General features: G+C 72.7%; 9 protein-coding genes. 5 read left to right on the forward strand and 4 right to left on the reverse strand.

All coding sequences use genetic code 11. From position 1 onward, the window contains the following. Positions 1–373 precede the first annotated feature (373 nt). The 4 genes from ADK86_RS10560 to mtnA form a co-directional block, all read right to left on the reverse strand. Positions 374–2,281: an LpqB family beta-propeller domain-containing protein gene (locus tag ADK86_RS10560; RefSeq protein ID WP_078951980.1), complete on the reverse strand. Its 1,908-nt coding sequence runs from the start codon at positions 2,279–2,281 to the stop codon at positions 374–376. 49 nt (positions 2,282–2,330) lie between these two features. Beyond that, on the reverse strand, positions 2,331–4,484 hold the full coding sequence (gene mtrB / locus ADK86_RS10565; RefSeq protein WP_053696337.1) for an MtrAB system histidine kinase MtrB: 2,154 nt from the start codon (positions 4,482–4,484) through the stop codon (positions 2,331–2,333). Between the two features lie 298 nt (positions 4,485–4,782). Further along, positions 4,783–5,460, reverse strand: coding sequence for a two-component system response regulator MtrA (gene mtrA, locus ADK86_RS10570; protein WP_003982195.1), 678 nt, complete (start codon positions 5,458–5,460; stop codon positions 4,783–4,785). Then, complete coding sequence (gene mtnA, locus ADK86_RS10575; protein WP_053696338.1) at positions 5,457–6,629, reverse strand: S-methyl-5-thioribose-1-phosphate isomerase; 1,173 nt, start codon at positions 6,627–6,629, stop codon at positions 5,457–5,459. Before mtnA ends, mtrA begins: the two co-directional genes overlap by 4 nt. 170 nt (positions 6,630–6,799) lie before the next feature. On the opposite strand from mtnA, the gene ADK86_RS10580 reads away from it, so the two are divergent. Genes ADK86_RS10580 through ADK86_RS10600 form a run of 5 tightly spaced genes read left to right on the forward strand, consistent with a single transcriptional unit; the run spans position 6,800 to position 12,448 of the window. Next, complete coding sequence (locus tag ADK86_RS10580) at positions 6,800–8,251, forward strand: DUF7544 domain-containing protein (protein WP_053696339.1); 1,452 nt, start codon at positions 6,800–6,802, stop codon at positions 8,249–8,251. Between the two features lie 43 nt (positions 8,252–8,294). After that, a complete protein-coding gene (locus ADK86_RS10585; RefSeq protein ID WP_053696343.1) occupies positions 8,295–8,960 on the forward strand; it encodes a DUF4129 domain-containing protein in 666 nt (221 codons plus the stop codon). Next, positions 8,957–10,183: a DUF4350 domain-containing protein gene (locus tag ADK86_RS10590; protein WP_053696340.1), complete on the forward strand. Its 1,227-nt coding sequence runs from the start codon at positions 8,957–8,959 to the stop codon at positions 10,181–10,183. Before ADK86_RS10585 ends, ADK86_RS10590 begins: the two co-directional genes overlap by 4 nt. Then, positions 10,164–11,129, forward strand: coding sequence for an AAA family ATPase (locus ADK86_RS10595; RefSeq protein ID WP_053696341.1), 966 nt, complete (start codon positions 10,164–10,166; stop codon positions 11,127–11,129). The genes ADK86_RS10590 and ADK86_RS10595 overlap by 20 nt, the downstream gene beginning before the upstream one ends. Positions 11,130–11,137: 8 nt before the next feature. Further along, on the forward strand, positions 11,138–12,448 hold the full coding sequence (locus ADK86_RS10600) for a DUF58 domain-containing protein (protein WP_053696342.1): 1,311 nt from the start codon (positions 11,138–11,140) through the stop codon (positions 12,446–12,448). Positions 12,449–12,924 lie beyond the last annotated feature (476 nt).

Raw genomic sequence — 12,924 nt, forward strand, 5'->3', positions numbered from 1 at the left:
GTACCAGGCCGGTGATTTCCCGCCATACGCCCCGCATGGATCTACTGTCCCGCGGGGCGGGCAGGGCTACCACCCCCTGTGGATAACTCGGGTGACGGAGTTGTCCCGACGTGCACTCGCACCGCTGCTGACCAGGCCATACGGGCAGGCCGCCCCCACCCACACGCCCAGCCAAGCCGTACGGGCAGACCGGCCCCCACCCGCACCCCCAACCCAAACCGCACGGGCAGATCAACCCCCACCCGCACCTCAGCACCACGCCACCCCAGCGTCAGTTACCCACCCCGCAAGCCCTCACCAACACCAACCGCCCCTCAACCCCAAGCCCCGAACCAGCCCATCACAGCACCTCAGCCCCCGGCCAGCCTCTCCCTCACCCCGGATAAACCGGCGCCTTCCCATCCTTGGCCACCGTCTTCCAATTCGCGTCCTGCGGCAGCCGCACTATGCCCTCGGCCCCGTCGGCGATCAGCGGCCTCGCCTCGTCCTCCGAAGCCGTCACCGCCTTCACCCCGTTGACGCCGGGCAGCGTCTGCGCGCTCGACGCCGAGCCGTCGGTCTCCATGTACTGCATCTGCTGCACCCCGCCGGACTGCCTGCCGACGACCACGAGCCGGCTGCCGCCCGCCCAGGACGCCGCCACCACGTCCTCCAACTGGGGCGCGACCGGACGCAGTTCCTCCACCGACAGCACCGGGTGCTGAGCCGTCCCGCCGCGCTCGACCCGGCCGAGCTGCAGCGTCGTACGCCCCTTGTCCTCGACCAGCACCGCGATCCGGATGCCGTCGGACGCCACCTTGATCGACTTGATCCGCCGGTCGCCGAGGCCGGGCACCGTCACCACGTCCGGCGTCCCCTTGCCCCCGCGCAGCCGCAGCAGCCGCGATCCCTTGTCGCTGCGGTCCGCTATCCACAGATCGCCCAGGCCGTCCCAACTGGGTGCGGAGAATCCGTTGTTGGCAGTGCTGTTCAGCAACGCCGGACCGCGTTCGGTGCCGTACTCCAGCGGCACCACGTACAGCGACCTGCCGTCGGCCGAGACGCCCGCGGCGGTCTCCTCGTCGCGCGAGATGGCGATCGAGATCAGCGGGGTCTTCCCGCTGCCGAACGGCCCCGGCACCGGCTGCGGTTCCGTGGTCGTGTCCGGCATCCTGACCACCTTCTGGTCAGCGGCGATGAAGTACTCCTGGGCGGTCCGCCCGGCGTGCTTGCGCGGCGCGAACTCGCTGTTGGCCCGCTCCTGCGTCAGGACGCACAGCCGGCCGCCCCGCTCGTCCCGCAGTTCCACCTCGCTGATCTTCGACGCCCGGGTGATGTCCTGGACGGTGAAGAACAGCTGCGCCGCCATCCGCCGGCACTGCGCCGGTCCCGCGGCGGCCGCCCGCTTGCTGAGGTTCACCCGCAGCGCGTTGGAGTCGTCGAGCGCCAGACCGGTGCTCTTGAGGGTGGTGCCCGTCGGGAACGCCGAGGCGGTGACCTGGTTCAGCCAGTTCGTGGGCCCCTCCAGCAGCGCGGCCACGCTCGCGGTGACCGGGTCTATCCGCTGCCGCAGGTAGACGGGGTCGGCGACCAGTACGTTGTGGCCCGCCTTGGCCGACTGCGCCTCCGACTTGTAGTCGGCGAAGTAGTACTTGTTGACGGACCGGTAGATGCGCTGGAAGTCGGACTGCCCGAGCACCAGCCCGTTCGGCAGCCGGTCGATGCGCCACTGCCCGTCTTCCTTGGTCAGGTGGATGGTCTGCTTGTACCCCTTCTCCTCCGGGGTGTACGCGTGATTACGGTCGACGGTGGCGACCTGACTGCCGGACAGCGTGATCGTGTAGCCGTTCGGGTCCTCACGGTTGGCCTGGCCCACGGGCTCGGCCGCCGGGCGCTGCTGGAGCACATGCGTCGCCGAGAACGGCTGCCACGTCTTCTTCGCCGACTTGGCCAGGTACTGCACGGCCGTACTGAAATCCACCTCGTCGCTCGTCGTCGCGTCGAGGAAGCCACTGACGATCTCGGTCGGCTGCGCCCCGTCCTGCGGCGGCACACCGTAGACGCGTACCTGCGAGTCGGCCTCCGCGCGCGGCGACTGGTCGACCGCCTGCATGTCCCCGCTGTCGGGCATCGACGCGCACCCGGCCAGCAGCAACGCGCCACAACCGAGCACCGCACCCGTACGTACGCGCATGCCCTTGCCACCGGCGCCGCCGCGCAACCTCAGGCGCCCCCGGGAACCACCCCGCGCCCGCGCCACCACATCCCCGGCGCGCACCCCGGCGCGCGACTCCCCACGCATCTCGGCATGGTCCTCGGCACGCGCCTCAGCGCCCGCTCCCGGGCCTGTCTCAGCGCCCACGAACCTCGTCCTCCCGCTCCGCGCCCGCTCCGTTCCTGGCCTCCCGGCTCAGCCCACGCCCAGCACCGTCACCCGACACTCCGCCGCCCTCACCAGCCGCACGCCCGCGTACGCCATCCCGGCGTACGCCATCGGCTCCGCCGCCTCCGCGTACGCCGTTCCCCCGCACGTCAGCCTCCCGCACACCCCCGACACCATCAGCCTCGTCACTCCGCGAAACCTCGCCACCATCCGGACCGGCATCCGTACGGACCCCACCACCACGGGCCCCATCAGCCCCATCAGCAGCGCCAGCCCCCACCTCAGCGGCCCTCTGCGCAGGAGTCAGCGGCTCCAGAGGCCACGGTTCCGCCAGCCGCTGCTGCGGCGGGATGGCGGCCGTAGCCGTCCGCACCGCCGCCGCGCCGCGCGGCAGCCCCGAGCCGGCCGCCTCCAGGTTGCGCCGGGAGTCCTCCGGCTCCAGCGGTATCGGGGAGCCGCGCAGCGCCTCCCCGGCCGTACGCGGCAGCGTCAGCCGGAACTGCGAGCCGCCGCCCGGCTCGCCCCACGCCTGCAGCCAGCCGCCGTGCAGCCGCGCGTCCTCGACCGCGATCGACAGGCCCAGCCCCGTACCGCCGGTCGTACGGGCCCGTGCCGGGTCCGCGCGCCAGAAGCGGTTGAAGACGCGCGCCGCCTCTCCCGGCTTCAGGCCCACGCCGTAGTCGCGTACGGCGACGGCCACCGCGCCGCCGTTCTTGCCGCCGACCGCGGCCAGCCGCACCAAGACGTCCCGGCCCTCGCCGTGCTCCACCGCGTTGACGACCAGGTTGCGCAGCACCCGCTCGACGCGGCGGGCGTCTGCCTCCGCGATCACCGGCCGCTCGGCTCCGCGCACCACGAACCGGGTGCCCTTGCGCTCCGCCAGCGGCTCGGCGCCCTCCAGGACCCGGTTCACCACGTCCCGCAGGTCGATCGGCTCGGCCTCCAGGGCGGCGGCGCCGGCGTCGAAGCGGCTGATCTCCAGCAGCTCGGCGAGCAGCGACTCGAAGCGGTCGAGCTGCCCGCGCAGCAGCTCGGCGGAGCGCGCGGTCACCGGATCGAAGTCCTCGCGCGCGTCGTGGATGACGTCGGCGGCCATCCGTACGGTCGTCAGCGGCGTCCGCAGCTCGTGCGACACGTCGGAGACGAACCGGCGCTGCATCCGGGACAGCTCCTCCAGCTGCTGGATCTTGACCTGGAGGTTCTGCGCCATCTTGTTGAAGGATTCGCCGAGCCGGGCGATGTCGTCCTCGCCGGTGACCTTCATCCGTTCCTGGAGCAGCCCGGCGGCCAGCCGCTCGGAGATGCCCGCGGCCATCCGTACGGGGGTGACGACCTGCCGGACCACCAGCCAGGCGATCGCGCCGAGCAGTACGACGACGAACACCCCGGCCGTCGCCAGGGTCCCCTTCACCAGGCTGAGCGACTTCTCCTCCTGACTGAACGGGAAGAGGTAGTACAGCTGGTACGGGTTGCTGTTCACGTCGTTGAGCCGCTTGCCGATGATGATCGCCGGCTCGCCCTCCTCCGACCCGACCCGCTTGATCTGCGTGGACTGGCGGAAGGTGCCGGTCTTGGTGTCCAGCATCCGGCGCATCTCGGCGGGCACGCTGCGCTCGGGGTCGACGTCTCCGGAGGCGCGTGGACCGCGGGTGTCCGGGCTGCTGTCGCCGAAGGGCTCCTCCACGGCCGATCCGGAGCTGAGCGCCACCACGGAGAAGACGCCCTGGCCGCCGCTGGCGAGCTGTTCGACCAGGCTGGTCAGCCAGGTCGCGGAGTCCTGCGAGCCGCGGTTGCCGGACCGTACGGGGTCGTCGCCGCGGCTGTCGGTGGCGCCGTCGGCCAGCTTCTGCGCCACCGCGAACCCGCCGGCCGCCTGGCTCTGCGCGGCCTGCCGCTTGGCCTCCAGCAGGCCGTTGCGGACCTGACCGATGACCACGACGCCGAGCAGCAGCACCACGCCCAGCGACATCAGCAGGGTCGTGGCGACCACGCGGAGCTGGATGTTGCGGCGCCACAGGCGCAGCGCGGGCAGCAGCGGACGGCGTATCCAGCGGCCGAAGAGGCGCAGCATGGGATGGACCGGGCCGGCGGTGGCCCTGTCGGACAGCAGGCGCGCGGGCATCGCCCGGAGCCGGTCCCCGGGCCGCTCCGACCGTCCCGGCCGGGCAGCGGACCGTGCCGCGCCACCTGCGGGACGCTCAGCCGTCCCCGCGGCGCGTATGCGGTCCTCCGACCGCTCCGAACGCTCCGGCTTCTCGGGCTTCTCGCCTTCCGCGCCCTGCCCGGACGCCGTTCCGTTGGTCTGCCCGTTCGTCCCCGCGGTCAGCCGCGCACGAAAACACCGGAAAAGCGACATATCACCTGCCGTACGGACGGTCCGCCCCTGCTCGTCCGCCGGGGCCGAACCGTCCCGGGACATGTCAGCTGGGCCCGGCCTTATAGCCGACGCCGCGCACCGTCACCACGATCTCCGGGCGCTCCGGGTCCTTCTCGACCTTGGAGCGCAGCCGCTGCACGTGCACGTTCACCAGCCGCGTGTCGGCGGCGTGCCGGTAGCCCCAGACCTGTTCGAGCAGCACCTCGCGGGTGAACACCTGCCACGGCTTGCGGGCGAGCGCCACCAGCAGGTCGAACTCCAGCGGCGTCAGCGCTATCGACTGGCCGTTGCGCTTGACCGAGTGGCCCGCCACGTCGATGACGAGATCGCCGATGGCCAGCTGCTCGGGCGCCGGCTCCTCCGAGCGGCGCAGCCGGGCCCGGATGCGGGCCACCAGCTCCTTGGGCTTGAACGGCTTGACGATGTAGTCGTCCGCCCCCGACTCCAGGCCGACCACCACGTCGACCGTGTCACTCTTCGCGGTCAGCATGACGATCGGCACACCGGACTCGGCCCGGATCAGCCGGCACACCTCTATGCCGTCCCTCCCGGGCAGCATGAGGTCGAGCAGCACGAGGTCCGGCTTGGTCTCCCGGAAGGCGGCGAGCGCCTTGTCCCCGTCGGAGACGAACGACGGTTCAAAGCCTTCGCCGCGCAGCACGATGCCGAGCATCTCTGCCAGTGCGGTGTCGTCGTCGACGACCAGGACGCGTCCCTTCATTCGGCCATCATCCCATTACCTGATCGTGACTTACCCAATCGTGACGTGGAACACAGCTCCGCGAGGCCGCCCGGAGTGACCGGCGAGGCCACTCCGGCCTCCGTGACGATCGCCGTCACAAGATCGGCCGGCGTCACGTCGAAGGCCGGGTTGTAGGCCAGCGCGCCCAGCGGAGCCACCGGCACCCCGGTGCCGGCCTCCGTCCCGGCGCCGGGCACGTACGGCGCCGCGATTTCCGTCACCTCGTGCCCGGGCCGCTGCTCCACCTCTATGAGCGCACCGTCCGCCGTCGCCAGGTCCACCGTGCTCGTCGGCGCCACCACGATGAACGGTACGTGGTGGTAGCGGGCCAGCACGGCCAGCGGATAGCTCCCCACCTTGTTGGCGACCGAGCCGTCCGCCGTGATCCGGTCCGCGCCGATCAGTACGGCATCCACCTCCCCCGCCGCGAAGAGCGACCCGGCCGCCCCGTCCGCGAGCAGTGTGTACGGCATGCCCGTACGTGCCGCCTCGTACGCGGTCAGCCGCGCGCCTTGCAGGAGCGGCCGCGTCTCGTCGACCCACAGCCGCCGCAGCTCGCCGGCCCGGTGCGCCGCCAGCGCCACCGCCAGGGCGGTCCCCTCGCCACCGGACACCAGGGCTCCGGTGTTGCAGTGGGTGAGTATGCGGTGTCCGCCACCGGGCAGCAGCTCGCCCAGCAGTTCCAGCCCGTGCGCGGCCATCTTGGTGCTGGCCTCGGCGTCCTCCGCGTGGACGGCCCGCGCCTCGGCCAGTGCCGCGGCGGCGGCCAGTTCGCGGTCCGCCCCGCCCTCGACCGCGGCCCGGTAGGCGTCGGCGGCCCTGCGCACGCCGTATCCGAGGTTGACCGCCGTCGGGCGGGCGTGCGCCAGGGTGTCGGCCGCGTCGGCCACGTCGAATCCCCGTGCCGCGGCGAGGGCGACTCCGTACGCCCCGGCGATGCCCAGCAGCGGAGCGCCGCGCACAGCCAGCGTGCGGATCGCCTGCACCAGCGCCGGAACGTCCGTACACACCAGTTCGATCTCTTCGGTCGGCAGCCGTGTCTGATCGAGGAGGACCAGTACGGGTCCCTCGGGAAGCTCCTCCCAACGCAGTGACGGAACCACGGGAGCGTCGGCGCCCGCCTCGGACTTCTCGTAGCGATCGGCCATCCGCCCAGTCTGCCGCCGACGACGGGCGGAGCAGAAGGGTTCCCCCGTGCAAGGGCGCCCCTCCGGACAAGGGCCCGGGGACGCGCGCCCCCGTGCCATGACACGATGACAGGCACTGCGGACGTCGGACCCCGGCCGTTCGAACGGGCGGGAATCAAAAAGGAGCGACGATGAACAACTCTCCGGGCTGGGCCTCGCCCGGATCCTCCCCTTCCGACGAGCCGGACCGCACCGCGCAGGACCGGCCCGCCGCGGACCGGGCCGGAGCGGACACCCCGGCCGAACCGACCGGCTCCACCGGTACGACAGGCCCTGCGGAACCCGCGGGCCCGGCCGGCGCCGGTGCGTCCGGCGACTCCTCGGTCCCGCCGCAGTGGTCCAAGGAGCAGCCTCCCGCCGGCCAGTGGTCCGCGCCCGCCGGCGGCACCGGCCGCGGCGGGCAGGGCGCGCCCGGCGGCCAAGGCGGCTGGGGCGGGCAGCAGCCCGGCTGGGGTGGCCACCCCGGTGGGGGCGGCCAGCCGGGCTGGGGAGGAAGGCCGGGCTGGGGAGCGCCCTGGGCGCCGCCGCCCGCCGCGAAGCCGGGAGTGATCCCGCTCCGCCCGCTGGGCGTCGGCGAGATCCTCGACGGCGCGGTCTCCACCATGCGCGCCCACTGGCGCACCGTCCTCGGCATCTCGCTGGTCGTGGCGGTCGTCGCGCAGGCCGCGAACACGATCGTCACCGGCCTCTGGTTCCGCGGCGCCGGGGACTTCTCCACGCTGGACAACAACCCCGACGCCTCCCTGAGCGAGGCCCTGGACGCGGTCGACAACACCCTCATCGGCAGCGCCCTCACCTCGCTCATCGGGCTGCTCGGCACGATCATCGTCACCGCGCTGCTCACCATCGTCGTCAGCCGGGCCGTCCTGGGACGTTCGGTGTCGACGGGCGAAGCCTGGCGGGACGCCCGGAGCCGGCTGCCGCGGCTGCTCGGGCTGCTGCTCCTGCTGCCCCTGGTCTTCTCGGTCGTCGTCCTCCTGGGCATGGTGCCCGGCATCATCGTCACCGCGGTGGGCCCGGCCGCCGTCGGTGTCCCGCTCACCCTGCTCGGCGGGCTGGGCGCGGTCGTCGTGGGCGTCTGGCTGTGGGTCCGCTTCAGTCTCGCCGCCCCGGCGCTGATGCTGGAGAAGCAGGGCGTCATCGCCTCCATGCGGCGCTCGGCCAAGCTGGTGCGGGGCGCGTGGTGGCGGGTCCTGGGCGTGCAGCTCCTGACGTACGTGCTGATCGCCGTCGTCGGGATGATCGTCCAGATTCCGGCCACGATCATCGCCGTCCTCGTCAGCGGCGAGAGCCTGACGGCGTGGACCGAGGGCACGGGCGGCACCAGCTGGACGTTCCTGATCGTGCTGGGCATCGGTTCCGTGATCACTTCCGCAGTCACCTACCCCATCAGCGCGGGCGTCACGGCGCTCCTCTACATGGACCAGCGGATCCGCCGCGAGGCCCTCGACCTGGAACTCGCCCGCGCCGCCGGCCTGCCCGGCTACGGTGCGGACGTCCCCGGGCAGCAGGCTCCCGGCCCGCACGGCACCGGGCCGGACAGCACCGGCCAGGGCCCCGCCGGCCCCACACCGGGAAGCTGATGCGGTGACGGTTGGGGGGCGGACTGCCGTGCTCGCCCGTCTGATGACGGGCTCCGGCGATGACGGACCGGTGACGATCCCGCGTGGGCCCGCCCGTGAGGCGGCCGAGCGCGAGCTTTCCGATCCGCGGTACCACCAGAACGACCCGAACCTGCTCCAGCGTGCCTTGAACTGGTTCTGGGAGCGCATCGGCGATCTCTTCAACGCCGCTGCCGGGGCCACGCCGGGGGGCTGGGCCGGGCTCATCGCCGTCGTCCTCGTCGTCGTGCTGCTCGCCGTCGCCCTGCGGCTCCGGCTGGGCGCCCTGCGCCGTACCCCCACGTCAGGGGGCGGCGCGCTCTTCGGGGACCGTCCCCGTACGGCCGCGGAACACCGTGCCGCCGCCGAACAGCACTCTGCCGACAGCCGCTGGACCGAGGCCGTGCAGGAACGGATGCGGGGCCTCGTCCTCGCCTTGGAGGAACGTGCCCTGCTCACCCCGGGCCCCGGGCGTACCGCCGACGAGGCCGCGACGGAGGCGGGCCGGATGCTGCCGGCCCACGCCGAGCGCCTGCGTGCGGCGGCCCGGACGTTCGACGACGTCACGTACGGCGGGCGTCCCGGTACGGAACGGGAGTACGCCCTGCTGAGCAGCCTCGACACCGATCTGCAGCACAGCAAGCCCCAGCCGGCCAGCGCCGCGACCGCCCTCGACGGGAGCGGCACATGAGCGCCACCACGACTGCCACGACTTCCCTCGCGCCCACCGGGCGCCGCGTGTGGACCCGCTCGCGCGGGCTGCTCGCCGGTCTTCTCGTCCTCGTCCTGGGCGGGGTCGGTCTCGCGGTCCTGCGCTCCGGTGACCAGCACGGACGCCTCGACCCCCGGTCGGTGGACCGCTACGGCAGCGGTGCCGTCGCCACGCTCCTCGCCGACCGCGGTGTCGACACCCGCGTCGTGACCACCACGGACGAGGCAGCCGCCGCGGCCGGGCCCGACACCACCGTGCTCGTCGCCGACCCCGATCTGCTGACCCGCGGTCAGCTGGGCTCCCTCCACCGGGCCACCGGACGCGCGGCCGGCCGCACCGTCCTGCTCTCCCCCAGCTCGCCCGCACTGGACGTCTTCGCTCCCGGGACCGAGGCCGGAGCGCCCGCCGAGGTGCGTCCGCTCGATCCGAACTGCGCGCTGCCCGCGGCCAGGAGCGCCGGCGACGCGGAACTCGGCGGCCTGCGCTACTCGACCTCCGCCACCGGCGCCGACCGCTGCTACCCCAGCAGCGGCAAGGCCACCCTGCTGCGTCTGCCGACCGAGGCCGGCGGCGACACCGTGCTGCTCGGCGCCCCCGACATCCTCTACAACCACCGTCTCGCCGAGCGCGGCAACGCCTCGCTCGCCCTGCAACTGCTCGGTTCGCGCAAGCATCTGGTCTGGTACCTCCCCTCCGTCAGCGACCCTTCGTCCACGCAGGACGGCCGGCGCAGCTTCTTCGACCTCATCCCCTCCGGCTGGAACTGGGCGCTGCTCCAGCTTCTGATCGCCGCCGCGCTCGCCGGCGTCTGGCGGGCCCGCCGGCTCGGCCCCCTCGTCCCCGAGCGCCTGCCGGTCACCGTCCCCGCCGCCGAGACCACGGAGGGACACGCCCGCCTCTACGAGCAGACCGGCGCCCGCGACCGGGCAGCCGCCGTCCTACGGGCCGCCGCCCGCACCCGGCTCGCACCCTTCACCGGCGTGTCTCCCACCCACGCCCACACTCCCGACGTCCTCCTTCCGGCCGTCGCCGCGCGGCTGCCCGCGGACGCGGCATCCGGCACGGCCCTGCACTCCCTCCTCTTCGGCCCGCCGCCCGCCGACGACAAGGCCCTGGTCACCCTGGCCGACCAGCTCGACAACCTGGAACATTCGATCCTGTCCCCAGAGAGGCACGACCCCCGTGAGCACCCCGACAGCTGACAGCGCCCGAGCCTCCCTGGAGGCCGTACGTACCGAGATCGCCAAGGCCGTCGTCGGCCAGGACCCGGCCGTCACCGGCCTGGTCGTCGCGCTGCTCTGCCGCGGTCACGTCCTCCTCGAAGGCGTCCCCGGCGTTGCCAAGACCCTGCTCGTACGCGCGCTCTCGGCAACCCTGGAACTCGACACCAAGCGCGTTCAGTTCACCCCCGATCTGATGCCGAGCGATGTCACCGGCTCGCTCGTCTACGACTCGCGCAGCTCGGAGTTCTCCTTCCAGCCCGGCCCGGTCTTCACCAACCTGCTGCTCGCCGACGAGATCAACCGCACCCCGCCGAAGACCCAGGCGTCCCTGCTCGAAGCCATGGAGGAGCGCCAGGTCACCGTCGACGGGACGCCTCGCGCCCTGCCCGAGCCGTTCCTCGTCGCCGCCACGCAGAACCCCGTCGAGTACGAAGGCACCTATCCGCTGCCCGAGGCCCAACTCGACCGGTTCCTGCTCAAGCTGACGGTGCCGCTGCCCGCCCGCCAGGACGAGATCGACATCCTGGCCCGGCACGCTCAGGGCTTCAGCCCGCGCGACCTCGACGCAGCCGGCCTGCGTCCGGTCGCAGGCGCCGCCGATCTCGAAGCGGCCCGGGCCGCGGTGGCCAAGACCGCCGTATCCCCCGAGGTCACCGGTTACATCGTCGATATCTGCCGTGCCACGCGCGAATCCCCCTCGCTCTCCCTCGGCGTCTCTCCCCGAGGCGCCACCGCCCTGCTCTCCACCTCACGGGCCTGGGCCTGGCTCACCGGCCGCGACTACGTCATCCCCGACGACGTGAAGGCCCTTGCCCTGCCCACCCTCCGGCACCGTGTCCAGCTCCGCCCGGAGGCCGAGATGGAAGGCGTCACCGCCGACTCCGTCATCAACTCCGTCCTCGCCCACCTTCCCGTCCCCCGCTGAGACCAGCCGTGGCCCTGACCGGACGCACCGCACTCATCTCCGCCCTCGGAGCTCTCTTCGTCGGCCTCCTGCTGCCCAGCTGGACCGGCATCCTCACCGTCCAACTCGCCCTGCTGCTAGCAATTTTGTGCGACCTGGCGCTCGCCGCGCCAGTGCGGAAGCTCCAGTTCACCCGAACCGGTGACACATCCGTTCGACTGGGCCAGGCAGCACAGACGCACCTGACCATCACCAACCCGGACCGCCGCCTGCTGCGCGCCCAGCTCCGCGACGCATGGCCGCCCAGCTCCTTCCGCCCCGGCACGGAGGCCCCGGCCTCCCGCCACCGCCTGCGCATCCCCGGCGCCGAGCGCCGCCGCGTCACTACGGCGCTCCAGCCCACCCGCCGCGGCGACCACCACGCCGTCCGCGTCACGGTCCGCTCCTACGGCCCGCTCGGCCTGGCCGCCCGCCAAGGCAGCCACCACGTCCCGTGGACCGTCCGCGCCCTGCCGCCCTTCACCAGCCGCAAGCACCTGCCCGGCAAGCTGGCGCGGCTGCGCGAACTGGACGGCCGTACGAGCATCCTGACGCGCGGCGAGGGCACCGAATTCGACAGCCTCCGCGACTACACGCCCGGCGACGACACCCGCTCCATCGACTGGCGCGCCACCGCGCGCCGCCAGACCGTGGCGGTACGCACCTGGCGCCCGGAACGCGACCGGCGCATCCTCCTGGCCCTCGAAACCGGCCGCACCTCGGCCGGCCGGGTCGGCGACACGCCGCGGCTGGATGCCTCCATGGACGCGGCACTGCTGCTCGCTGCCCTGGCTTCCCGTGCCGGCGACCGCGTGGACCTCCTCGCGTACGACCGCCGGGTACGGGCCTCCGTCCAGGGCCGCGCGGCCGGTGACCTCCTGCCCGCGCTGACCGAGGCCCTCGCGCCCCTCGAACCCGAACTCGTCGAGGCGGACACCCGCGGGCTGGCCGCGGCGATTCACCGCAGCACGCCGCGCCGTTCCCTGATCGTCCTCTTCACCGGCCTCGACACGGCCCCGGTGGAAGAAGGACTGCTGCCCGTGCTCCCCGGCCTCACCCAGCGCAACGAGGTCGTCGTCGCCGCGGTGGCGGACCCCCGCATAGAGGAGATGGCCGCTTCCCGGCACACGCCCCAGGCCGTGTACGCCGCAGCCGCCGCCGAACAGACCCGCGCGGCCCGCCGCCGCAGCGCCGACCGCCTGCGCAGCCAGGGCGTCACGGTTATCGACTCCACACCCGCGCGTCTCGCCCCTGACCTGGCGGACGCGTATCTCTCCCTGAAGGCCGCCGGTCGGTTGTAGGGCACCAGGGCTGGGCTGAAGGAAGCCTGCTGTGGACGGTCCGCGCTAGTAGTCGCGGTCGTGTGCAGCAGGCTTCTTTGCGTCTGTCTGCTTGCGTCCGTCTCTTGAGTCTCTTGCGGATGCGGATGCGGGTGCCTGGGTCCGGGCGCACGGACCGGTAAAGCAGCCGGAGCCGGCGTCCGGGCTGGTAGCAGGCCCAGACGGCAGTGGGTAGCGCAGGCGTGGAGATGGGCAGCTGAGAGCGTCCTGACGGCCCGCTCACCGGCCTGCTCCATCTACCGCGTCCCTTGAACGCAACATGCCCCGCACCACTCGGTGCGGGGCATGTTCTCCATGTTTGGAGAACAAATAAAAAAGCTCCGGTCCCTGAACCTTCTGGTTCAGGGACCGGAGCTGAATAATTGTTCGGCGGCGTCCTACTCTCCCACAGGGTCCCCCCTGCAGTACCATCGGCGCTGAAAGGCTTAGCTTCCGGG

It is taken from the genome of Streptomyces sp. NRRL F-5755 (genome assembly GCF_001279365.1).
GTDB classification, from domain to species: Bacteria; Actinomycetota; Actinomycetes; order Streptomycetales; family Streptomycetaceae; genus Streptomyces; species Streptomyces rimosus.